The sequence below is a fragment of the Caballeronia sp. ATUFL_F1_KS39 genome (genome assembly GCF_023630985.1).
Taxonomy (GTDB): Bacteria; Pseudomonadota; Gammaproteobacteria; order Burkholderiales; family Burkholderiaceae; genus Caballeronia; species Caballeronia zhejiangensis.
In genome coordinates, this window is record NZ_JALQDZ010000003.1 from 56,246 (window position 1) to 77,066 (window position 20,821).

Consider the following 20,821-nt stretch of genomic DNA (forward strand, 5'->3'; position numbering starts at 1 on the left):
GACAGCGAAAACCCCCGCACGATCGTGTGCAAAGCGTGTTAAAGCGGCGCCGGAAAACAAAAAGCCCCGCGAGGTGCGGGGCTTTCTGCTGTCTTCGTGCAGGCTACTCAAAAATCAAGCGGCTTACTTGATCTTGGTTTCCTTGTACTCAACGTGCTTGCGGACGACCGGATCAAATTTCTTGATCAGCATCTTTTCCGGCATGTTGCGCTTGTTCTTGGTCGTCGTGTAGAAGTGACCCGTGCCTGCGGTCGATTCCAGCTTGATCTTGTCGCGTGCGCCCTTGGCCATGTGCGTGCTCCTTAGATTTCACCGCGTGCGCGCAGGTCTGCGAGCACGGCGTCAATACCGTTCTTGTCGATCAGGCGCAGGCCGGCGTTCGAAACGCGCAGACGCACCCAGCGATTTTCACTTTCAACGAAGAAACGGCGATTCTGCAGGTTCGGCAGGAAGCGACGCTTGGTCTTGTTGTTTGCGTGGGAAACGTTGTTGCCCGACATCGGGCCTTTCCCAGTTACTTGGCATACGCGTGCCATGGTGACACTCCTAATACACGTTGAGTCCGAGACGAACGCTCGAATCGAAAGCACTCGCTTTCAGCTTCGATGCCTCTTATCGCCCAATTTGCCGATCGGGGACTTGGCAGCACGGTTATGCCAATGAGGGCCGCATTCGTTCAGAACAGGCGGGTTGAGAAAAGCAAACGAGGATTCTAACAGGAAAAACGCTGCAATATCAAACGTTTTATGCCGTCACAGCCAGCCATGCCGCGCGAACGAGAAGACCTCGTTCGCCGCCACGACGATGTGATCGAGCAGCCGCACGTCGATGAGCGTCAGCGCGTCCTGCAGCGTCTTGGTGAGTCGCCGGTCGTTCGCGCTCGGCTCGACGCCGCCCGACGGATGATTATGCGCGACGATGAGCCCCGCCGCGTTCAGCGTGAGCGCGCGCCGCACGATCTCACGCGGATACACGGCCACGCGCGTCAGCGAGCCGCGCGCCGACTCCTCGACATGCAGCAACTGATGGCGCGCATCCAGATACAGAGAGATGAACACCTCGTAGGGCCGCGTGCCGATCAAGAGCCGCAGATAGTCTTCCACCGCGCCCGGCGCGTTCAGCAGTTCGCGATCGCGCGCCTTCTCGGCGAGCGCGCGCCGGCACAATTCCGATACGGCGATGAGCGTCGCCGCCCGCGCCGGCCCGATGCCGCGCAGTTCGCGCAATTCCGCCGCCGACGCGTCCAGCACGCCGCGCAGCGACCCGAAACGCAGCAGAAGCTGACGCGCCACATCGACGGCCGTGGCCCCCGGAAGGCCGGTGCGCAGGAACAAGGCGAACAGTTCCGCGTCCGACAGCGACGCCGGGCCTGTATCGAGCAGGCGTTCGCGCGGCCGGTCCGCGCGCGCCCACTTGCGGATCGGCAGGAGAGGCGCGATCGCGGACAAACTGTCGCCGTCGGGTGCGACGAGCGGCGGCACGAGCCGCAGATCGGCGCTCATCGCGGTGCTCCCGGACCGCGTGTCGTGCGGGCAAGCGCACACGGGACTGAGCCGCGTGACGCGTGCTGCCACAACTCTGTCTTACAATAGCGGTTTTGGCGTCCGGTTCGCACGGGCGCCGTGCGGTTCGCTGCCACGCGCCGAAGAGCCGCCCCATGCGGGGCCTGCGCCCTGCCTTCAAACGAACGGCCACATCCAATACTCATGAGCATCATCGATATCTCCGAGGTGAAACCCGGTTCGCACGTCACGCTTCATTACCGGCTCGCGCTTGCCGATGGTGCTGACATCGTCAATACGTTCGCCGACAAGCCCGCGACGCTTCTGCTAGGCGCAGGGCAACTCGCCGAACCGTTGGAAGAGATTTTGCTGGGACTGAAGGTCGGCCACCATTCGACCTTTCAGCTAACGCCGGATCAGGCGTTCGGGCCGCGCAATCCGGAACTGGTCCAGTGGGTGTCGCTCGCGACGCTGCGCGAAAACAGCATGATCGGCGAGGATTTTTCTCCCGGCGATCTCGTCGAATTCAACGCGCCGAACGGCGGACGCTACGCCGGCGTGCTGAAGGAAGTCGGCGAAACGGCGGCACTGTTCGATTTCAATCACCCGCTCGCGGGCCAGGCGCTCGTCTTCGAAGTGAAAATCATCGGGATTCTGTAACCATGATTGAAAGCCTCAACGAAGTTCAGACCGACGTCGAAATCCTGCTCGCGCAGCCGCGCGGGTTTTGCGCGGGCGTCGATCGCGCGATCGAGATCGTCGAGCGCGCGATCAAACTGTTCGGCGCGCCCATCTACGTGCGCCACGAGATCGTGCATAACGCATATGTCGTCGCCGATCTGCGCAAGAAGGGCGCGATTTTCATCGAAGAGCTTTCCGACGTGCCCGAAGGCGCGACACTGATCTTCAGCGCGCACGGCGTCTCGAAAGCGGTGCGCAGCGAAGCGGAGGCGCGCGGCCTGCGCGTGTTCGACGCAACGTGCCCGCTCGTGACCAAGGTGCATATCGAAGTCGCGAAGATGCGTCAGGAAGGCTTCGACATCGTGATGATCGGCCACAAGGGTCATCCGGAAGTCGAAGGCACGATGGGCCAGTCGGGCGAGGGCATGCATCTCGTCGAGGATATCGACGACGTGCTGAAGCTCGATCTGCCCGATCCGCAGCGCATCGCGTACGTGACGCAGACGACGCTTTCGGTCGACGATGCCTCCGCGATCATCGACGCGCTCAAGAGCAAGTATCCCGAGATCAAGGAGCCGAAGAAGCAGGACATCTGCTACGCGACGCAAAATCGCCAGGACGCGGTGAAATTTCTCGCGCCGCAGTGCGACGTCGTGATCGTCGTCGGCAGCCCGAACAGCTCGAATTCGAGCCGTCTGCGTGAAGTCGCTGAGAAGCGCGGCATCCCTTCTTATATGGTCGATTCGCCGACGCAGATCGATCCGCGGTGGGTGGAAGGCAAGAAGCGCATCGGCGTGACGGCGGGCGCATCGGCGCCGGAAGTGCTGGCTCAGGCCGTGATCGCGCGTCTGCGTGAACTCGGCGTGCGCAACGTGCGCTCGCTCGAAGGCATCGAAGAGACGATCTCGTTTCCGCTGCCGCGCGGACTGTCGCTGCCGCAGTAACTAGCGGCCTTCCTCTAAAAAAGCGCCTGCGGGCGCTTTTTTTTTCGCGCTTGAAACCCATCGGGCGCCATCGAAACGGAACCCTCACGCGAGAGATGACACCAAGCGTAAGCACCGATATGGGGCGCGCGCCGCGACGAGCAATTTCGCCGAAAGCCTTCAGGGTTTCCCCGTAAATCGGATAAGCAAACGTAACCGTCGGAACCGATCGATTAAACCTGTTCCCGTTGTGGTGCAACTGCTGCACAAATGCGGATCGCAACCCGGTTGCGCTCTAGCCGGAAAATCGCTCGAAAATGCTGGTTGCAATGCTGGAAAACCCCGCCACGCAAGAATATTGCTCGTCTCATATTTAGCGTTACAATGCGCGCGTCTTGAGGCCAGAAGGGTTCACGACGACAGTTTTTAGAGGCGCAGGAGACCTATTTGATGCGATTCAAGTTTGCTCACGCCGTGTCCATCGCGGCTGCGGTTGCAATGGCAACCGCATGCGGCAAGAAGGATGAAGGCGGGGCGAGCACAGCGGCATCGGCAGCGAGTTCCGCCGCCGTGCCCGTTGCGTCCGCGCCGGCGCCAGCGCCCGCGAGCGAAGCAACTGTCGTGAAGATCGGTCATGTGGCGCCCCTCACGGGCCTGCAGGCTCACCTCGGCAAGGACAACGAAAACGGCGCGCGTCTCGCACTGGAGGAGATCAGCGCGCAAGGCTTGACCATCGACGGGCGTTCCATCCGCCTCGAGCTCGACGCCCAGGACGATGCAGCCGATCCGCGCGTCGGCACCGAAGCCGCGCAGAAGCTCGTCGATGACCACGTGGTTGCGGTGATCGGCCACATGAATTCGGGCGTGTCGATTCCGGCGTCGAAGATCTACAGCGATGCGGGCATCGCGCAGATTTCGCCGTCGACGACGAATCCCGAGTACACGAAGCAGGGCTACAAGACGACGTTTCGCGTCGTCGCGACCGATGCGTTGCAGGGCCCGGTCCTCGCCGGCTACGCGATGAAGACGCTGCACGCGAAGAAGATCGTCGTGGTCGACGACGCGAGTGCCTACGGCCGCGGCCTCGCCGACGAATTCACGAAGAGCGCGCAGGCCGGCGGCGTGAAGATCGCCGCGCGCGAAGCAACGACCGAGAAGGCGCGCAACTTCAAAGCGATTCTCACGAAGATCAAGCGCATCCAGCCGGACGTCGTGATGTACGGCGGCATGGACGTGACGGGCGGCCCGTTCGCCAAGGAAGCGGCGGCGCTCGGCATCAAGGCGAAGATTCTGGCGGGCGACGGCGTCTGCACCGACAAGGTGGCCGAGCTCGCGGGCGACGCGGTGCAGAACATCGTCTGCTCGGAGGCGGGGCTCGCGCTTTCGAAGATGGACAAGGGAGCCGACTTCGAGAAGAAGTACGAAGCGCGCTTTCACACGCCGGTGCAGATTTACGCGCCGTTCACGTATGACGCGATGTACGTGATCGTCGATGCAATGAAGCGTGCGAACTCCATCGAAGCGCCCAAGGTGCTCGCTGCGATTGCCACGACCGACTACAACGGTCTGACGGGGCATATCGCATTCGACGACAAGGGCGATCTGAAGGCGGGGACCATCACGCTGTACGACTTCAAGGACAAGAAGAAGGACGTACTCGACGTCGTCAAGCAGTAGGCAGTCTGGCGGCGCCAGCTATCCGGCGGCGCTGTTTTCGTATCCGTCCGTGAACCGCTCGCAGCCTCATCCGGCCGCGGGCGGACGATCGGCGCTCAACCCTTACCGGTTTTTTAAAAGTACGCGCAGTGCCGCTTCAGATTTCACTTCACACCGGTTTATCGGCCGGTGATAAAGGCGTTATCGAATCGCACGGGGCTAAGGAGCTTTAAATGGATATTTTCATCCAGCAGATCCTCAACGGTCTGGTGCTTGGCAGCGTCTACGCCATCATCGCGTTGGGTTACACGATGGTGTACGGCATTCTCGGCATCATCAACTTCGCGCACGGCGACGTGCTGATGGTCGGCGCGATGGTCGCGCTCTCCGCCATCGGCGTCATGCAGAATCACGCGCCCGGCTTGCCCGGACCGATCATGCTGACGATCGCGCTCGTTATCGCCGCGATCGTCTGCGCGATCGTCGGTTACACCATCGAACGCGTCGCGTACCGGCCGCTGCGCAAGGCGCCGCGTCTCGCGCCGCTGATTACCGCGATCGGCGTCTCGATCCTCTTGCAGACCATCGCGATGATGATCTGGGGCCGCAATCCGCTCGCCTTCCCGCAGCTTCTGCCGACCGATCCGATCAACGTTATCGCCGCCGACGAAACCCGTCCGGGCGCGGTGATCTCGATGACCGAAATCGTCATCATCGTCGTCGCGTTCCTCGTGATGGGCGGCCTGCTGCTCCTCGTGCACAAGACCAAGCTCGGCCGCGCGATGCGCGCGATCGCCGAGAACCCGGGCGTCGCGTCGCTGATGGGCGTGAACCCGAACTTCGTGATTTCCGCGACCTTCATGATCGGCTCGGCGCTGGCTGCGTTGGCGGGCGTGATGATCGCGTCGGAATACGGCAACGCGCACTTCTACATGGGCTTCATTCCCGGCCTGAAGGCGTTCACGGCGGCGGTGCTGGGGGGCATCGGCAACCTGGGCGGCGCGATGGTGGGCGGCGTGCTGCTCGGTCTCATCGAACAGTTGGGCGCCGGTTACATCGGCAATCTGACGGGCGGGGTCTTCGGTTCCAACTACCAGGACGTCTTCGCCTTCGTCGTGCTGATCATCGTGCTCGTGTTCCGTCCGTCGGGTCTGCTCGGCGAACGTGTCGCGGACCGCGCTTAAAGAACGTGTGAGGAGCTCAAAAAAATGACTTCGATTCAACCGATTGAGCCGTCCACGACGCTCATCCCCGAGAAGAACATGACGAAGACGCTCGTCATCGGCATTCTCACCGCTGTGTTCGTGATTGCCGCGCCGATGGTCATCGGCGCAGCGGGCGGCAACTACTGGGTCCGCGTGCTCGACTTCGCGATGCTCTACGTGATGCTCGCGTTGGGTCTCAACGTCGTGGTCGGCTTCGCCGGCCTGCTCGACCTGGGCTACATCGCGTTCTACGCGGTCGGCGCTTACACGGCGGCGTTGTTGTCGTCGCCGCAACTTTCGACGCAATTCGAGTGGATCGCGGCGCTCGCGCCGAACGGATTGCATGTGCCGTTCCTCATCATCGTGCCGATCGCGATGGCGCTCGCCGCGACCTTCGGCGTGCTGCTCGGCGCACCGACGCTGCGTCTGCGCGGCGACTACCTCGCGATCGTGACATTGGGCTTCGGGGAAATCGTCCGGATCTTCATGAACAACCTCGATCGTCCGGTCAACATCACGAACGGTCCGAAGGGCATCACGGGTATCGATCCGGTGCACGTCGGCGGCTACAGCCTCGCGCAGACGCACGAGTTCTTCGGCTTCAAATTCCCGTCGGTGTACCTGTACTACTACCTGTTCGTGCTGTGCGCGCTGTTCGTGATCTGGGTGTGTACGCGTCTTCAGCATTCGCGTATCGGCCGCGCGTGGGCCGCTATCCGCGAAGACGAAATCGCCGCGAAGGCGATGGGCATCAACACCCGCAACGTGAAGCTGCTCGCATTCGCGATGGGCGCGTCGTTCGGCGGTCTGTCGGGCGCGATGTTCGGTGCGTTCCAGGGCTTCGTGTCGCCGGAATCGTTCACGTTCTGGGAGTCGATCGTCGTGCTGGCGTGCGTGGTGCTGGGCGGCATGGGCCATATTCCGGGCGTGATTCTCGGCGCGGTGCTGCTCGCCGTGTTCCCCGAATTCCTGCGCACGACAATGGGTCCGCTGCAGAACGCCATCTTCGGTCATCAGCTTGTCGATACCGAAGTCATCCGCCAGTTGCTGTACGGTCTGGCGATGGTGCTGATCATGCTGTATCGCTCGGAAGGCCTGTGGCCCGCCGCGAAACACGAAGACAAGATCGCGAAGATCGCGAAGCGCAACGGCAAGAAGCCGGTGCGTGCTTAAAGGCGGGGGATTGAAAGATGAGCGATAAGCAAACACGACTTTCCGTCACGGGCGTCAACAAGCGTTTCGGCGGCTTGCAGGCGTTGTCCGACGTACGCCTCGAAATCAAGGAAGGCGAAATCTACGGTCTGATCGGCCCGAACGGCGCAGGCAAGACGACGTTCTTCAACGTGATCACGGGTCTCTACACGCCGGATTCGGGCGAGTTCAAGCTCGACGGCCAGGCGTACACCCCGACGGCGGTTTATCAGGTGGCGAAGGCGGGCATCGCGCGCACGTTCCAGAACATTCGTCTTTTCGGCGGCATGACGGCGCTGGAGAACGTGATGGTCGGACGTCACGTTCGCACGAAGCACGGTCTGGTCGGCGCGGTGTTCCAGACGCCCGCCGAACGCCGCGAAGAGCGCGAGATCAAGGAGCGCGCGCTCGAACTGCTGGAATACGTCGGCGTGCTGCAATACGCGGATTACACGTCGCGCAATCTGTCGTACGGGCATCAGCGCCGTCTGGAGATCGCGCGCGCGTTGGCGACCGATCCGAAGCTGCTCGCGCTCGACGAACCCGCCGCCGGCATGAACGCGACGGAGAAGGTCGAGCTCACTCGTCTGCTCGACAAGATCCGCGCGGACGGCAAGACGATTCTTCTGATCGAACACGACGTGAAACTCGTGATGGGATTGTGCAACCGCATGACGGTGCTCGATTACGGCAAGGTGATCGCCGAAGGTCTGCCGCAGGACGTGCAGAAGGACCCGAAGGTGATCGAGGCATATCTGGGTGCGGGGGTGCACTAAATGGCGACCACAAGCGCAATGTTGAAGATCAAGGGTCTGCAGGTGAATTACGGCGGCATCCAGGCGGTGAAGGGTGTCGATCTCGAAGTCGGGCAGGGCGAACTGGTTACGCTGATCGGCGCGAACGGCGCGGGCAAGACGACGACGATGAAGGCCATCACCGGCCTCAAGCCATACTCGGGCGGCGATATCGAGTACATGGGCCAGTCGATCAAGGGCGTGCCGACGCACGAACTGCTCAAGCGCGGCCTCGCGATGGTGCCGGAAGGCCGCGGCATCTTCGCGCGCATGTCGATTCTCGAGAACATGCAGATGGGCGCGTATCTGCGCAACGATTCGGACGGCATTCAGAAGGACACGGAGCGCATGTTCGGCTTCTTTCCGCGTCTGAAGGAACGTGCGTCGCAGTACGCGGGCACGCTGTCGGGTGGCGAACAGCAGATGCTCGCGATGGCCCGCGCGCTGCTGTCGCGCCCGAAGCTCTTGCTGCTCGACGAACCGTCGATGGGTCTCTCGCCGATCATGGTCGAGAAGATCTTCGAAGTCGTGCGGGAAATCTCGAAGGAAGGGCTGACGGTGCTGCTCGTGGAGCAGAACGCGCGTCTCGCGCTGCAGGCGGCGAATCGCGGTTACGTGATGGATTCAGGCACGGTGACGATGTCCGGCGACGCGAAGGTCATGCTCGATGATCCGAAGGTGAGGGCGGCGTATTTGGGTGAGTGAAGACTTAACCGTCCGATGCTCGAAAGGGAGCCGACTGTCGCGAGACAGTCGGCTTTTTTCTTTTCCGGGATTACGGGTGCTTCGCCAAATCGTTCTCGCTTTCTTGTCATCTGTCGCATTACCCGCTTTCTCAGATTCTTCCCACTATCGAAGCTCAGGATGCCGATCAAGAATCGGGGATTTTGCGCGATGTTCACCTCCAGTCTCAGCCAGCTGCCGAAGCGCGGCCACCTCCTCATCGCAGCCACGATGGCACTGACGGGCTGCGGATTGTTTCCGCAGCCCAGTCATAACGTGACCGTCGCGGCGCCGGAATACGATAGCGCGGTCTCTGCGCGTATCAGACTTCTCTCCGGCAACGGAACGCGCACTGCCTCGTACCTTCCCAATCACGCCTGTTATGGCGGTTCCGTCGAGGGAGCTGAATGGGTGGCCGGTGACGACGGTTTTTTTGCCAATTGGAAATATTCGTCGCGGAGCGAGGTTATCGGCATGCCGCCGAGCCCGCGCGAGTTCATGCGAGTCGACGGCCTGGAGTTCAAGGATTCCATCAGAGAGTATGTGGTGGCGGGCGGCCAGCCGATTGTCCTGAGCATGGGAACGAGCGGCAGTGCGGGTAACGCCCATTGATGGTGTACTCCACCGCGTGTGACTTTCAGTCCGGTTGCGGGCCGTGACTACGATGCGTTTCTCGAGATGAAGGGCAGGCAGTGCTGGATATCCGTTCGTCTTATCGACGGCCATGACATGGATGAACCCGTCGCTGTGACACGCGCTGCCAAATGTGCCGACGCGAGAGTTGACACGGATTCGAATTCAACTTCGCAATGATCGCGAGCCTTGCATCGCCTTTCGCTCGGCCATTCACATTCGAACCTCTCAGATCAGATAAGAATATATGCAACGCTTGAAAATCATACGTTGGCTCTTGGCTGCCTTCGCTTTCCTCTCGATAGCGACGGCGACAGGACAGACTCAACCGATCGCACCCGTATCCGCCGAGACGAGAGACTTGGCGGACTTCAACTCGCGGCTTGCATCATCAGGTATCGACCCGGATTCGCCGCAGGGCGCGATGCTGCGCCAATACTTTTCGAAGCTATGGCGAGGTGGTGCAACGCGGTCTTCCCGCTAAGGGCAGCCAGATTCTTCCCTACAAGCGACTGATCATCGAAGCAGATTGGGTCGATTCACGCTCACCACTGAAGCGTGTGCCCTTCACGTCAACTCTTGTGAACCGTCACGACAATGGTGTCGTTTCGGAGCAAAGCGTCACGACCGCTGGAGATAGTGCGGTTACATGGGCCTATTTCCGGACCTACTACCGAATGGCGGACCTGCGTTCTCAGGAACTGTGGGGCGATAGCCAGATCGGCATGGCGAACCTCAAGGATAGCACTGCGATCCGCGCGACCCCACAGACCCTGGTCAAAGGGGCGGAATTTGATATGTCCGTTCCTCAGCCTTCCCGAAAGGGCGAAAAGCGCATGCAGTGCCGGGTCGGAAACACAAAACCGGCGTTCGACGTGTTTGCTTCGCTCACCGGCTCCGCAGTCGAAACCCACTGCTCAGTAGCGACGCAGAGCGGATTCGTCGTGGAGTACGACGGCGTTTGGCTCACTGATTACAACGTAGACCTGACGCTGAAATACAGGGAAGAAAGCGGCACAACGGACGTGGTCTTTCGCAACATTTCGATCGAACCCAATCCGTCGTTCAAGGTGCGCGGCTCGTCGGTAGAAGATGCGGCGCGCAATCCGCAAAGAAAGCAAAGACGCGCAGCGGCCGTCGACGAGATGCCTCAAATCTGCTTTTCTTGTTGAACCTGGTCGACATCTGAGAAAGATAGCGGCCTTGTCGAAGCGTCCAGCCTGAGTTCGCGCGTCAAAGCCGCTTCCCCAAACTCACCACTTCATCCATCCGATACCCGAGCCTTTCATAGAACCCGCGCAGCTCCGTCTTGAACGACAAAATCTGCAGATTCACCTTCGGGCAGCCGAGCTTCGTCAACGCCGCTTCCGCGTGCTTCATCAACGCACTGCCGTATCCGCGGCCGCGCAGCGCAGGCGTGACAGCAAGCGAATACACCCAGCCGCGATGCCCGTCGTAACCGGCCATCACCGTGCCGATCACTTCGCCATCCATCGAGCCGACGAAGAACAGCTCCGGTTGCGTGCGCATCTTGTTCTCGATCGACAGCGCCGGATCGCGCTGCGGCCGCGATGCGTCCGCGTACTCCGGAAACACATCGCGCCACAGGGCGATCACGGCGTCGCGATCGCCTGCATCGAAAGTGCGGATGATCACAGCGAATCGAGCACCGAACGCAGCATCGTCATCATCTGGTCGATCTCGTCCTTCGTCACGTTGAGCGCGGGCATGAAGCGCAGCAAATTCGGGCGCGCCGCGTTGAGGAGGAGGCCGTCGGGCTGCATCAGACGCGCCTTCTCGACGATTTGCGGACCCTTGTCGCTGTCGAGCAGCAACGCGCGCAGCAAACCTTCGCCGCGCTCGCCCTTGAAGCCGCGCTCGTCCGACAGCTTCAGCAGTTCCTGCTTCAGATACTCGCCGCGCTCGCGCACGCCTTCGAGAAAGCCCGGCGCGACGAGTTGCGAAATCACCGAGTAGCCGACCGCCGTCATCAGCGGATTGCCGTTGTAGGTGCCGCCCTGATCGCCCGCATCGAAGCACGCGACGTCCGCCTTCGACAGGAGCGCCGCGAGCGGCACGCCGCCGCCGATGCCCTTGCCGAGCGTCATGATGTCCGGCTCGACGCCCGACAGCTCGTACGCGAACAGCGTTCCCGCGCGGCCGCATCCGCTTTGCACTTCATCGACGATGAGCAGGATGTTGTGCTTCTTCGTCAATTCGCGCAGTTGCTGCATGAATTCGCGCGTCGCGGGAATCACGCCGCCTTCGCCCTGAATCGGCTCGAGCATCACGCCCACGGTCTTCTCGTTGATGAGCTTCCCGACCGACGCGATATCGTTCAGATCGGCCTTCGGAAAGCCCGGCACTTGCGGTGCGTAGATCGTGTCCCAGCCGGCCTTGCCGCTCGCGGACATCGTCGCGATCGTGCGGCCGTGGAAGCTGTGGTCGAACGTGATGATCTCGTACGCGCCGTTCTTGAACTTCTTGCCCCACTTGCGCGCGAGCTTGATCGCGCCTTCGTTCGCTTCCGCGCCGCTGTTGGCGAAGAACACCTTGTCGAAGCAACTGTTCGCGGTGAGCAGGCCGGCGAGCTGCGCCATCGGCGCGTTGTAGAACGCGGGCGACGGGTTGATCAGCGTGCGCGCCTGCTTTTCCATCGCCTCGATCATGCCTTCGTTGCAGTGGCCGAGCGAGTTCACCGCCCAGCCCTGGATGAAGTCGAGATAGCGCTTGCCCGTGTTGTCGTAGAGCCAGGAACCCTTGCCATGCGTGAACACGATCTCGGGACGGTTCGTGATGTACATCAGCGAATCAACGGGGTACTCATTGAAATTCATGACAGCGGGCTCCACGAAGGCTAGTGCGAGAAAAAGAGGAAAACGATGCGGAAAAAAACAAAAGCCACGGATTTCCGTGGCTTCATTTCGTACGCTTCGACAAGACCGAACCGTGAGCGCAATGCGTGACGAGCCAGCGGCATCCCTAGGGAAGCGGCGAGCGGCGACGTCGAAGTGCGTTCAGGGTTTTGAGCATTCGCGAAGGATACGTTAAGCGGTTGCCGCCTGTAAACCGTGCACGTGGATTTTTTGTCCGCGTGCACGTTGTGTGCAAGCTCACACGGGATGCGCGAGATCTGCCGCGCTCGTGAACGAATCCGCGTAGAACTCGTCCTCCGGCAGCCGATGATGCTGCGTGAAGTCGCGCTGCGCCGATTCCACCATCACGGGCGCGCCGCACGCGTACACCTGATAGCCGCTCAAGTCTGGCAGATCTTCGATGACAGCCCGATGAACGAAGCCCGTGCGGCCCGTCCAGGCGTCGCCGGCGTCGGGTTCGGAGAGCACCGGCACGAACTTGAAATTCGGAATCTCGCGCGCCCACTGTTCGGCGAGCGACATCATGTAGAGATCCTTCTTGCGGCGGCCGCCCCAATAAAGCGTCATCGGGCGATTCAGATTCTTGAAGACCGCATGTTCGATGATCGCCTTGATCGGCGCGAAACCCGTGCCCGAAGCGAGCAGAACGATCGGCTTGTCGGACTCGTCACGCAGGAAGAACGTGCCGAGCGGGCCTTCGAAGCGCAAGATGTCGCGCTCTTTCATCGCGCCGAAGACGTGATCCGTGAACGTGCCGCCCGGCATGTGGCGAATGTGCAGTTCGAGCGGCCCTTCGTGATGCGGCGGGCTCGCCATCGAATAGCTGCGGCGCTTGCCGTCCTTGAGGATGAATTCGATGTACTGGCCCGCGTAATACTGCAGGCGTTCGTTCGCGGGCAGTTGCAGCTTCAGTTCGATGACGTCGTCGGCTTTGCGTTCGAGCGCGTTCACGCGGCACGGCAGCTTTTTCACCTGGACGTCGCCGACGCCCGCGACTTCGCGCACGTCGATGGTCAAATCCGTCTGCGCGGTCGCGCAACAGAAGAGGGCCATGCCGCGCGTCTTTTCGTCGTTCGACAGTGCCGACGACGAATGCGGCGCCTGCTCGACCTCGCCGCTCACGACGGCGCCCTTGCACGAACCGCACGCACCGTTCTTGCAACCGTACGGCAGGCCGATGCCCTGGCGCAACGCGGCGGTCAGCACCGGTTCGTCGGGTTCTACTTGAAACTGCCGGCCGCTTTGCCGGAGCGTTACGTTGAAAGCCATAGATCGATTTCTGCGATGTGTGGAGTTGTCTCGTGAGTCTTTTCGGACGCCGCACGCGGGTTTCAGGCGACGGATAAAATGCTCCGATGATCGCCACTCGAAACCTTCGCCGCGCGCGCGTCCTGATCGTCGGATGCGGCGATGTCGGCATGCGCGCGTTGCCGCTTCTGCATGCGCGCGCCGCTGCGCCCCGCGTCGTCGCGCTCACGCATCATCCTGAACGCGCCGGCGAATTGCGCGCGGCCGGCGCGACGCCCATTTCCGGCGATCTCGATGTGCGCCGCAGCCTCGCAAGGCTCGCCGGCCTCGCACGCGACGTGCTGCATCTCGCGCCGCCTCAGCGCGACGGCGACTCGGACCGCCGCACGCGCGCGCTGATCGCCGCGCTGCGCAGACCGCGCCGCTCGGTGGCGCGCGCCGCCGCAAGCCATTGGCTGCATGCGGATCGCGCCGGAAAAACATCTTTCATTGTACCCGACGGTCTTCGTGCGGCCGCGAAGCGCCGGGACGGGCAGCGCACGCGTTTCGTCTATGCGAGCACGACCGGCGTTTATGGCGATTGCGCCGGCGCGTGGATCGACGAAACGCGGCCTGCGCGGCCTGCGAACGAACGCGCGCGGCGGCGCGTGTCGGCGGAGCGGCAGTTGCGCGCGGCGGGCGTGAAAAGCGGCTGGCGGGTGTCGATCGTGCGGATTCCGGGCATTTACGCGGCCAACCGCCTGCCGATCGCGCGCATCGAAAAGGGCATGCCCGCGCTCGCCGAACCGGACGACGTCTACACGAACCACATTCACGCCGACGACCTCGCGGCCATTCTCGTGCGTGCGCTCGCGCGCGGGCGTGCGCAGCGCGTCGTGAACGCGTCGGACGACACGGATTTGCGCATGGCGGATTACTTCGACCGCGTGGCCGATGCCTACGGCCTGACGCGCGTGCCGCGCATTTCGCGCAGCGAAGCGCAAACGCGCCTGGAGCCGGTCACGCTTTCGTTCATGCGCGAATCGCGGCGGCTCGCCAACACGCGCCTGAAGCGCGAACTGGGCTACGTGCTGCGCCATCCGACGGTCGACGCGTTCCTAAAGCAGAACGCGCGGCGTTAGATCAGCGCCGGAATCGTTTCGAGCAGAACGAAGCACATCAACGCGCCGATCAATGCGCCGATGAGATTCGGCGAATACTTGTGGCGCATGTGCATGACGAAGCCCAGCACCCCGATGAGGACTGCGCACAGCGCGACGAACGCTACCAGCGCAACGGCCGATTGGGAGACCATGATGCCCTCCTGCTTTTTTCGTAATCATTTTGGTATCCGTTAGACCAGTATAAGAGTACGAAACGTGGAAGGCATGCTGCATCGCAGCGTCCGCCGGTGAGGGGATTCACCGATTTGCATGCTCAATGCGAAGTGTTTCGCAACGCGGCGAGATCGGCGTCTTCGAGCCAGCGCCATGCGCCTTCGACGAGCGTGTCGGGCAACGCATAACCGCCGACCCGCTCGCGATGCAGCTTCTCCACGCGGTTGCCCGCGGCCGCGACCATGCGCTTGACCTGATGGTATTTGCCTTCGAGCACGGTGAGTTCGAGCAGCCGTTCGCCGCGTTGTTTGGCGGCGAGCGCGGCGCTCGGTTTCGGCTCGCCGTGCAGCAGCACGCCTTCGCGCAACTTCGCGAGTTGCAGACCGTCGAGCGGATGACGCACGGTCGCGAGATAGACCTTCGGCACCTTGCGCTTGGGCGACGTGAACGCGTGCACGAACGCGCCGTCGTCGGAAAGCAGCAGCAGGCCGGTCGTGTCCTGGTCGAGTCGGCCGACGGCCTGCACGCCGCGCTCGGCGAGTTGCGGCGGCAGCAGATGAAACACGCTCAGATGATGCTGCGGATCGCGCGAGCATTCGTAGCCCGCGGGCTTGTTGAGCGCGATGTACGCCTTCTCGCGATACGTCCAGAGATGATCGTCGACTTCGAATTCGAGACCGGGCGTGACGGGGAGATGGGCGTGCGGATCGTCGCGCACGATGCCCGCGATGCGCAGGCGGCCTTCGGCCACGATGCCGCGGCACTGGCGGCGCGACCCGAAGCCTTGGGAGAAGAGGAGGGTTTCGAGGTCCATCGGATGAGCGGAGTTGAAGCGCGCATTCTAGCAAGCCGCGCTTTCGGTCCGCGCGCGCCGGCGCGCTTCGCATCGCCAAAAAAAGCGCCGCCCGAACCGCGGGCGGCGCCGAGCGTGGCGATGCGCTTTCGGACGGCCATGCGTCCGCGGCCAGCGTCATCGCCCAGGGAATCGTCGCGTGCGCGTCATTGCATGTCGATGCGGCCATACACGCCGTTGGCTTCGTCGTTCGGCCCGGCGGCGAAAAACAGCGTGTTCGACGGCTGCGCGTTCAGGTTGTTGCCGAACGCGATGCCCCACAGACCGTGCTGCACGAGCGGCGCGCCGCCGGTATCCGTGAGCGCGCCGACGAACGCGCCGGTATTCGGATCGAACGCGTTGATGGTGCCGTCGCCGAAATTGCCGATGAGGATATCGTTGCTGAACGTGCCGAAGTTTCCGGGCGCCTGCGCGATGCCCCACGGAGCGTTGAGCGGCCCGTTCGCCGCGAAGCGCTGCATCAGATTGCCGTCGATGTCGAACACGTCGACGAAGCCCAGGCCCGCGCCGGGCACGTCGTCCTCGGCGTCGCCGTCCTGCTTCGCGTAGGTGACGAATATCTTCGAGCCGATCGTCTGAATGCCGAAGGGCGCGAAACCCGCCGGAATCTGCGCGTCCCTGAAGCCGCCGGGCACGGCGATCTTCGTGAACGTGCCGTCGAAGACGTCGACCTTGTTGTTATGGAAATCGGTCGCGTAAAGGCGATGCGCGCCGGTCGACGTCGTGGCGATCGCGAGTCCCTTGTAGATCGCGCCCGACGCGCTCGAATCGACGGCGGTGAACGCGTGCGTCATGTCGACGGCGGGCGCCCACGCGGTGATCGAGCCGCCTTCTCCCGCGAAGACGAACGCGGCGACGCCCGACTTGCCGTTGCGCGAGAGCGTGAGATCCGGTCCCTTGTTGAAGACGATTCCGGTCGGTTTGGCGGGCCCGGACGCGCTCGGAGGGATCGATACGACCAGCGACTGAACGACGCCGTTGCCGTCGTAGAGCGTGGCCGTCTGCGTGCCGTTGTCGGCGACCCAAACGAAGCCGTTCGGGTTGAACGCCACGCCCCAGCCGTTCTTCAGATTCGGGTCGGTGTGAGGCGCGGACACGGCGCCATCGGAGACGACGATCGACATCTTGAAACGTGTCGCCGTCGGCATGTTGTCGTCCGAGCCGCCGCCGCACGAGGCGATGCCCGCGAGCGAGACGACCGCGGCGGCGCAAACCACCAGACGGCGCAACAATCCGGTTTGCATGATGGTGACTCCTTCGGCGCGGTTCGCCGGCAGCTCGTTCGTCACCTTTAAACGGATGTGCGTTGCGGCTTATTCCGTTTGCATCATGCTGAATGGCGCGTCAGTACATCAATGCGCGTCGCCGCGTCCCTTCGATACGGCCGGCACGCCCAGGCCGAAGAGCGTGAAGCGCGAATCGTCGTCATCCGGTATCCCCGAATGATGGGCGTGCGCGTTCCAACGGCCGTCGTAGGTCATCGTCGGGACGACCGGCTTCGGGATGCCGCTCGCCTGGCGGAAGTACTCGGTGTTGCTCTCGTTCTGCACAGCGAGCGCGCGGCGCAGCGTCGCCTGCGCCTGGCCGTTGCGCGGGTCGAGCGCGACCGCGCGGCGTGCGTTGCGCAACGCGCACGCCGCTTCCATGTTGGCGGCGCAGGCGCGCGCGTTCGCTATCGCGCCGTCGCGCGCACGTTCCTGACGCGACAATTCGGCCGCGAGCTGCTGGATTTCCGGACTGCGCGGCTCGCTCGCCGAGAGGCCGCGCATGTGACGGCGCGCCGCCGCGAGGTCGCGCCCGGCGAGCGCTTGCTGAGCCGCCGCGATGCTCCGCGCGACGGCTGCGGGAAGCGGCTCCGGCGCAGGCTGAACGGCGGGCGTGACGGGCGTGGGCGGTTTGTCGATCGAGGCGACCGTCGGCGTGCTGCGCGGCTGTTCGGATTGTCGGGCGACGGGCGCGGTATTTCGAGGCTGCTCGATCGCGCGAGCGACGGGCGCGGGCGCTTGCGTCACCGGTTTCGGCGGCACCGGCGCCGCTGCGGCGATCGTCGCGACCACGCGCGGTTCAGGCTTCTGCAGCGATGCGACGACCGGCGTCGTCGGCTTGGTCGGCGGCGCGACGGCAGCGACCGATGCGGCTGTCGCTGCGGCTGCGTTCGTCGTGGGAACGGGCGTCGCGGGCTTCGCAGTTGCGATCATGGCTGGCGACGCGTTGCTCGCCGGAGCCGCGTTCGCCGCAACGTGCGGCGTCGTCGCCAACATGCTCGATGCCGTGACGCGCGGCGCGACAGACGCGGTTTCCGCTATCGGCGCGGGATTCTTCGCGATCGTCGTTGTCGTCGTCGCTGACGGGACAGGCTGCGCACTCGGCGTATCCGCTTTGGAGCGCGCCAACGATGCGTGCCGCGCGGCATCGGCTTTGAGCGCGCCGGAGGCGCCGTCGCGAATCGATCCCGCCGCGCTGATACCGGGCTCCGCGCTCGGCGACGGCGCGTTGTCGTCCAGACGCGCATAGAAGTATCCGCCGACCGCGATGCTGGCGACCACCCCGCCGACCAGCATCGCCATGCCGGTGCGGGCGGGCTTGCGCTGATCCTGCGCATCGGGCTCGACGAAGTTCGGATAGGACGTCAGCATCCTGCGGCGCACGAGGCGCTGCAGCCAGTGGCTATCGTCCCAGTCGAGGATGTCGAGCGGCGCGGGCACCGGCGCCGCGGCGGCCACGGCGGCTTCGGCCGCGCGGCTCGTGAAAATCGCGCCCTGACGATCGGCGCCGCACGCGGGGCAGGTGTCTTCCAAGGCAGGGGAAACGGTGTTGCAGCGCTTGCAGATGACGGAGTCGAGAGACAGCGAGTGATCAGGTCGATTCATGTCGTACCTTTCTTCGAGTTATGGCTCGGCGCGTCGCGCGAGCGGGTCACGACATCGAGAGGGTCCTAAGCAACCCGAAATGCGGGCGCTGCGCGTGCGAGCATCCCCGCGATGCTCCGCGCGCCGGGGTTCCCGATGCCGATGGAGGCCATTTTTTGCTGACGCGGCAGTGCGCGTCTACGCGAGAGCGCACATAGCCGGACGGACGACTTACGCGCGCTCGCGTCATCGGCGAAATTGCGTGTCATCACGCACATAAGGACGATGACAATGCAATCGAAGGGCTTCGACGCGACGGCGCGGCAACTGATCGTCGGACTGCCGCTATTCATGGGCGCGATCGAATACATCTTGAGGGTGGCGCTGAAGCAGCCGGGCAGGGATGACTTCTTTCCGATTTCGCTCGTCGCGTCGAGCGTCAGTCTGAATCTTGCGTTGACGGTGCTGCCGGGTGAGCTTCGCCGCGGCGCCTATTCTCGATGGTTCTCCGAGCGACGAATCGCTCAAGCGTTTCTTGTCGCGAATCTGGGAATTTTCGCCTCTCTAATCGGGATGCTTCTCTGGATATACTTGCTCGTCGCTTCGTTCAGTGAGGAAGTTCGGGCGATTCTGCCTATGCATCCTCTTCGGGATGCTCTGGTCTACTATGTATTTTCGATCGCGGTGAATGAATGGAAGGCGTGGGTGGAAAAATGTTGAACTTCGTGCTGGGTTTCTTTCGAGAGTATTGGCCTGTCGTGTTGGCTTACGCGATCGCCAGGTTCGTCGTTCCGCCCGTCGTGGGCTGGATTTATCGGAAGACTGCCGGCGATGAGCCGCGCGTCGAAGTCGAGCGCGGTTCAGGCAACGTTCAAACGCAGATTGCCGCGAAACCCGGCGAGATGCCGAAATGACGCCGAAGCCGTGCCCCGAAATGACGCCGAAGCCGTGCCCCAAACGCAAAAAAGCCGCTCACAACGGAGCGGCTTTTTCAACAATCCTGGTGCCCAGGGCCGGAATCGAACCGGCACGCCTTGCGGCGGGGGATTTTGAGTCCCCTGCGTCTACCAATTTCACCACCTGGGCCTGAATCGACTCGTAGCGGAACAGAGCGAACCAACGAGCCAATCGAGTCGGCGATTATGACCGAAAACGCCGTCGCCGGCAAGCATCGACAGCAGCGTTTTCAGAACAAAGGACATTACTGCGCGAGATACGTAAATGCGCCGTTCTTGATGACGCCCATTACGCTCGCGCGCTGATCCAGACCGACGTGATCCGTCGCGCTCGTATTGACGACGCCGTTCGGCACGACCAGTTCGTGCGCATGCTCGAGTTCCGAGCGCAGCGCCACGCGAAACTCCTTCGTGCCCGGCTTGGCCGTCTTCAGCGCGCGCGCCACGGCGTCCTGAAGACGCGGATACACGCCCGCCGCATCGCCCGCGAACTGCGTCACGGTGCCCTTGCCGTACTTCTCCTCATACGCATTCGCGAACGCCAGCGCAGCCTTCTTCGACGGATGATCCGCCGGCAGCGTCCGCGCGACGACGACCGGCTGCGTCGGGAACAGGGTGCCCTCGACGTCCTTGCCGCCGAGCTTGATGAACTCGGGCGTCGCGATGCCGTGCGTCTGATAGATCGCGCCCTTGTAGCCGCGCTCGACGAGCGTGCGCTGCGGCAACACCGTCGGCGTGCCCGCGCCCGCGATCAGCACCGCGTCGGGCTTCGCGGCCATCAGCTTGAGAATCTGGCCGGTGACGCTCGCATCGGTGCGATTGAAACGCTCGCTCGCGACAATCTTGATATGCCGAAGATCGGCGAACTTGGTGAACTCGTTGAGCCAGCTATCGCCGTAGCTGTCCGCGAAGCCGATGAAACCCACCGTCTTCACGCCGTGATTGGCCATGTAGCGCGTCATGACGTCGGCCATCGCGCGATCGGTCTGCGCCATCTTGAACGCCCACACTTTCTTGCCTTCCTGCGGCTCCACGACCGATGCCGAGCCGATCAGCGTGATCATCGGCGTTTCGGATTCGGCGACGGGATCGAGCGCGGCGAGCGCCGCCGGCGTGATGTTCGGCCCGACGATCACATCGACGTGATCTTCGCTGATGAGCTTGCGGATGTTGCGCACGGCCGCGCCCGGATCCGAGCCGTCGTCGAGGATGATGTACTCCGCGCTCTGCCCGGCGATGGTTTTCGGCCACATGAGCATCGCGTTCTTGCTGGTGATGCCGATGGCGGCGGCCGGACCGGTGCTCGACAGATCGATGCCGACCTTCAACTGGGCGTGCGCGGCGGCGGCAACTACGGATAAGGCGACGCCGGCAGCGAGCCGGCGCGTGAACTTCGACAACGTCATCGGATGGTC

Annotated in this window: 23 protein-coding genes and 1 tRNA gene; 12 read left to right on the top strand and 12 right to left on the bottom strand. The window is 63.0% G+C overall.

Going from position 1 to position 20,821, the window contains the following annotated elements:
• Nucleotides 1–123: 123 nt before the first annotated feature.
• From rpmG to radC, 3 genes are all read right to left on the bottom strand, one after another.
• Nucleotides 124–291: a 50S ribosomal protein L33 gene (gene rpmG / locus NCR93_RS03160; protein ID WP_007180630.1), complete on the bottom strand. Its 168-nt coding sequence runs from the start codon at nucleotides 289–291 to the stop codon at nucleotides 124–126.
• A gap of 11 nt (nucleotides 292–302) precedes the next feature.
• Nucleotides 303–536: a 50S ribosomal protein L28 gene (rpmB, locus tag NCR93_RS03165; protein WP_008351171.1), complete on the bottom strand. Its 234-nt coding sequence runs from the start codon at nucleotides 534–536 to the stop codon at nucleotides 303–305.
• 216 nt (nucleotides 537–752) lie between these two features.
• Nucleotides 753–1,502, bottom strand: a complete 750-nt coding sequence (radC, locus tag NCR93_RS03170; RefSeq protein ID WP_008351169.1) for a RadC family protein — start codon at nucleotides 1,500–1,502, stop codon at nucleotides 753–755.
• A 204-nt stretch (nucleotides 1,503–1,706) separates the two neighbouring features.
• On the opposite strand from radC, the gene NCR93_RS03175 reads away from it, so the two are divergent.
• The 9 genes from NCR93_RS03175 to NCR93_RS03215 all read left to right on the top strand — a co-directional run bounded on the left by NCR93_RS03175 (nucleotide 1,707) and on the right by NCR93_RS03215 (nucleotide 10,480).
• A complete protein-coding gene (locus NCR93_RS03175) occupies nucleotides 1,707–2,162 on the top strand; it encodes an FKBP-type peptidyl-prolyl cis-trans isomerase (RefSeq protein ID WP_008351167.1) in 456 nt (151 codons plus the stop codon).
• 2 nt (nucleotides 2,163–2,164) lie between these two features.
• Nucleotides 2,165–3,127: a 4-hydroxy-3-methylbut-2-enyl diphosphate reductase gene (gene ispH / locus NCR93_RS03180; RefSeq protein ID WP_008351164.1), complete on the top strand. Its 963-nt coding sequence runs from the start codon at nucleotides 2,165–2,167 to the stop codon at nucleotides 3,125–3,127.
• A gap of 429 nt (nucleotides 3,128–3,556) precedes the next feature.
• Nucleotides 3,557–4,783, top strand: coding sequence for a branched-chain amino acid ABC transporter substrate-binding protein (locus NCR93_RS03185; RefSeq protein ID WP_008351162.1), 1,227 nt, complete (start codon nucleotides 3,557–3,559; stop codon nucleotides 4,781–4,783).
• Between the two features lie 212 nt (nucleotides 4,784–4,995).
• Nucleotides 4,996–5,946, top strand: a complete 951-nt coding sequence (locus tag NCR93_RS03190) for a branched-chain amino acid ABC transporter permease (protein WP_008351160.1) — start codon at nucleotides 4,996–4,998, stop codon at nucleotides 5,944–5,946.
• A 24-nt stretch (nucleotides 5,947–5,970) separates the two neighbouring features.
• On the top strand, nucleotides 5,971–7,140 hold the full coding sequence (locus NCR93_RS03195; protein ID WP_008351157.1) for an ABC transporter permease subunit: 1,170 nt from the start codon (nucleotides 5,971–5,973) through the stop codon (nucleotides 7,138–7,140).
• A 17-nt stretch (nucleotides 7,141–7,157) separates the two neighbouring features.
• Nucleotides 7,158–7,934 (top strand): ABC transporter ATP-binding protein, encoded by a 777-nt coding sequence (locus NCR93_RS03200; RefSeq protein WP_008351156.1) that lies wholly within the window; start codon nucleotides 7,158–7,160, stop codon nucleotides 7,932–7,934.
• An 18-nt stretch (nucleotides 7,935–7,952) separates the two neighbouring features.
• On the top strand, nucleotides 7,953–8,657 hold the full coding sequence (locus NCR93_RS03205) for an ABC transporter ATP-binding protein (protein WP_502799846.1): 705 nt from the start codon (nucleotides 7,953–7,955) through the stop codon (nucleotides 8,655–8,657).
• Between the two features lie 159 nt (nucleotides 8,658–8,816).
• On the top strand, nucleotides 8,817–9,287 hold the full coding sequence (locus tag NCR93_RS03210) for a hypothetical protein (protein ID WP_239295373.1): 471 nt from the start codon (nucleotides 8,817–8,819) through the stop codon (nucleotides 9,285–9,287).
• 482 nt (nucleotides 9,288–9,769) lie between these two features.
• Entirely contained in the window at nucleotides 9,770–10,480 is a 711-nt protein-coding gene (locus NCR93_RS03215) for a hypothetical protein (protein WP_175982809.1), read from the top strand.
• Between the two features lie 61 nt (nucleotides 10,481–10,541).
• Here the strand turns inward: NCR93_RS03215 and NCR93_RS03220 are convergent, their stop codons facing one another.
• The 3 genes from NCR93_RS03220 to NCR93_RS03230 all read right to left on the bottom strand — a co-directional run bounded on the left by NCR93_RS03220 (nucleotide 10,542) and on the right by NCR93_RS03230 (nucleotide 13,453).
• Nucleotides 10,542–10,964: a GNAT family acetyltransferase gene (locus NCR93_RS03220; protein WP_175982808.1), complete on the bottom strand. Its 423-nt coding sequence runs from the start codon at nucleotides 10,962–10,964 to the stop codon at nucleotides 10,542–10,544.
• Nucleotides 10,961–12,145 (bottom strand): acetylornithine transaminase, encoded by a 1,185-nt coding sequence (locus NCR93_RS03225; protein WP_008351147.1) that lies wholly within the window; start codon nucleotides 12,143–12,145, stop codon nucleotides 10,961–10,963. Before NCR93_RS03225 ends, NCR93_RS03220 begins: the two co-directional genes overlap by 4 nt.
• 276 nt (nucleotides 12,146–12,421) lie before the next feature.
• Nucleotides 12,422–13,453 carry a CDP-6-deoxy-delta-3,4-glucoseen reductase gene (locus NCR93_RS03230; RefSeq protein WP_034472949.1) on the bottom strand — a complete coding sequence of 344 codons (1,032 nt, stop codon included), beginning with the start codon at nucleotides 13,451–13,453 and terminating at the stop codon, nucleotides 12,422–12,424.
• Nucleotides 13,454–13,539: 86 nt separating this feature from the next.
• Here NCR93_RS03230 and NCR93_RS03235 point away from each other — a divergent pair, with 86 nt between their 5' ends.
• Nucleotides 13,540–14,553, top strand: a complete 1,014-nt coding sequence (locus NCR93_RS03235) for an NAD-dependent epimerase/dehydratase family protein (protein ID WP_008351144.1) — start codon at nucleotides 13,540–13,542, stop codon at nucleotides 14,551–14,553.
• Here the strand turns inward: NCR93_RS03235 and NCR93_RS03240 are convergent.
• From NCR93_RS03240 to NCR93_RS03255, 4 genes are all read right to left on the bottom strand, one after another.
• Complete coding sequence (locus NCR93_RS03240) at nucleotides 14,550–14,726, bottom strand: hypothetical protein (RefSeq protein WP_008351142.1); 177 nt, start codon at nucleotides 14,724–14,726, stop codon at nucleotides 14,550–14,552. The genes NCR93_RS03235 and NCR93_RS03240 overlap by 4 nt on opposite strands.
• Nucleotides 14,727–14,848: 122 nt before the next feature.
• Nucleotides 14,849–15,562 carry a pseudouridine synthase gene (locus NCR93_RS03245; protein WP_008351140.1) on the bottom strand — a complete coding sequence of 238 codons (714 nt, stop codon included), beginning with the start codon at nucleotides 15,560–15,562 and terminating at the stop codon, nucleotides 14,849–14,851.
• Nucleotides 15,563–15,747: 185 nt separating this feature from the next.
• Nucleotides 15,748–16,845: a TIGR03118 family protein gene (locus tag NCR93_RS03250; RefSeq protein ID WP_175982807.1), complete on the bottom strand. Its 1,098-nt coding sequence runs from the start codon at nucleotides 16,843–16,845 to the stop codon at nucleotides 15,748–15,750.
• 108 nt (nucleotides 16,846–16,953) lie between these two features.
• A complete protein-coding gene (locus tag NCR93_RS03255) occupies nucleotides 16,954–18,471 on the bottom strand; it encodes a hypothetical protein (RefSeq protein ID WP_175982806.1) in 1,518 nt (505 codons plus the stop codon).
• A gap of 270 nt (nucleotides 18,472–18,741) precedes the next feature.
• On the opposite strand from NCR93_RS03255, the gene NCR93_RS03260 reads away from it, so the two are divergent.
• Nucleotides 18,742–19,170, top strand: coding sequence for a hypothetical protein (locus NCR93_RS03260; RefSeq protein WP_175982805.1), 429 nt, complete (start codon nucleotides 18,742–18,744; stop codon nucleotides 19,168–19,170).
• Complete coding sequence (locus NCR93_RS03265) at nucleotides 19,143–19,364, top strand: hypothetical protein (protein ID WP_175982804.1); 222 nt, start codon at nucleotides 19,143–19,145, stop codon at nucleotides 19,362–19,364. The genes NCR93_RS03260 and NCR93_RS03265 overlap by 28 nt, the downstream gene beginning before the upstream one ends.
• A gap of 87 nt (nucleotides 19,365–19,451) precedes the next feature.
• Here NCR93_RS03265 and NCR93_RS03270 read toward each other — a convergent pair.
• Together NCR93_RS03270 and NCR93_RS03275 are read right to left on the bottom strand one after the other, a co-directional pair.
• Nucleotides 19,452–19,536: transfer RNA gene (locus NCR93_RS03270), tRNA-Leu, on the bottom strand.
• A 115-nt stretch (nucleotides 19,537–19,651) separates the two neighbouring features.
• Complete coding sequence (locus tag NCR93_RS03275; RefSeq protein WP_008351129.1) at nucleotides 19,652–20,812, bottom strand: ABC transporter substrate-binding protein; 1,161 nt, start codon at nucleotides 20,810–20,812, stop codon at nucleotides 19,652–19,654.
• Between the last annotated feature and the right edge of the window lie 9 nt (nucleotides 20,813–20,821).

What these genes read in the sequence shown, in the direction of transcription:
- NCR93_RS03210 (WP_239295373.1), top strand. Translation starts at nt 8,817, where the DNA reads ATGCCGATCAAGAATCGGGGATTTTGCGCGATGTTCACCTCCAGTCTC.
- NCR93_RS03190 (WP_008351160.1), top strand. Translation starts at nt 4,996, where the DNA reads ATGGATATTTTCATCCAGCAGATCCTCAACGGTCTGGTGCTTGGCAGC.
- NCR93_RS03195 (WP_008351157.1), top strand. Translation starts at nt 5,971, where the DNA reads ATGACTTCGATTCAACCGATTGAGCCGTCCACGACGCTCATCCCCGAG.
- NCR93_RS03255 (WP_175982806.1), bottom strand. Translation starts at nt 18,471, where the DNA reads ATGAATCGACCTGATCACTCGCTGTCTCTCGACTCCGTCATCTGCAAG.
- NCR93_RS03200 (WP_008351156.1), top strand. Translation starts at nt 7,158, where the DNA reads ATGAGCGATAAGCAAACACGACTTTCCGTCACGGGCGTCAACAAGCGT.
- ispH (WP_008351164.1), top strand. Translation starts at nt 2,165, where the DNA reads ATGATTGAAAGCCTCAACGAAGTTCAGACCGACGTCGAAATCCTGCTC.
- NCR93_RS03175 (WP_008351167.1), top strand. Translation starts at nt 1,707, where the DNA reads ATGAGCATCATCGATATCTCCGAGGTGAAACCCGGTTCGCACGTCACG.
- NCR93_RS03245 (WP_008351140.1), bottom strand. Translation starts at nt 15,562, where the DNA reads ATGGACCTCGAAACCCTCCTCTTCTCCCAAGGCTTCGGGTCGCGCCGC.
- NCR93_RS03235 (WP_008351144.1), top strand. Translation starts at nt 13,540, where the DNA reads ATGATCGCCACTCGAAACCTTCGCCGCGCGCGCGTCCTGATCGTCGGA.
- NCR93_RS03275 (WP_008351129.1), bottom strand. Translation starts at nt 20,812, where the DNA reads ATGACGTTGTCGAAGTTCACGCGCCGGCTCGCTGCCGGCGTCGCCTTA.
- NCR93_RS03240 (WP_008351142.1), bottom strand. Translation starts at nt 14,726, where the DNA reads ATGGTCTCCCAATCGGCCGTTGCGCTGGTAGCGTTCGTCGCGCTGTGC.
- NCR93_RS03265 (WP_175982804.1), top strand. Translation starts at nt 19,143, where the DNA reads ATGGAAGGCGTGGGTGGAAAAATGTTGAACTTCGTGCTGGGTTTCTTT.
- rpmG (WP_007180630.1), bottom strand. Translation starts at nt 291, where the DNA reads ATGGCCAAGGGCGCACGCGACAAGATCAAGCTGGAATCGACCGCAGGC.
- NCR93_RS03225 (WP_008351147.1), bottom strand. Translation starts at nt 12,145, where the DNA reads ATGAATTTCAATGAGTACCCCGTTGATTCGCTGATGTACATCACGAAC.
- NCR93_RS03260 (WP_175982805.1), top strand. Translation starts at nt 18,742, where the DNA reads ATGCAATCGAAGGGCTTCGACGCGACGGCGCGGCAACTGATCGTCGGA.
- radC (WP_008351169.1), bottom strand. Translation starts at nt 1,502, where the DNA reads ATGAGCGCCGATCTGCGGCTCGTGCCGCCGCTCGTCGCACCCGACGGC.
- NCR93_RS03205 (WP_502799846.1), top strand. Translation starts at nt 7,953, where the DNA reads ATGTTGAAGATCAAGGGTCTGCAGGTGAATTACGGCGGCATCCAGGCG.
- NCR93_RS03230 (WP_034472949.1), bottom strand. Translation starts at nt 13,453, where the DNA reads ATGGCTTTCAACGTAACGCTCCGGCAAAGCGGCCGGCAGTTTCAAGTA.
- NCR93_RS03185 (WP_008351162.1), top strand. Translation starts at nt 3,557, where the DNA reads ATGCGATTCAAGTTTGCTCACGCCGTGTCCATCGCGGCTGCGGTTGCA.
- rpmB (WP_008351171.1), bottom strand. Translation starts at nt 536, where the DNA reads ATGGCACGCGTATGCCAAGTAACTGGGAAAGGCCCGATGTCGGGCAAC.
- NCR93_RS03250 (WP_175982807.1), bottom strand. Translation starts at nt 16,845, where the DNA reads ATGCAAACCGGATTGTTGCGCCGTCTGGTGGTTTGCGCCGCCGCGGTC.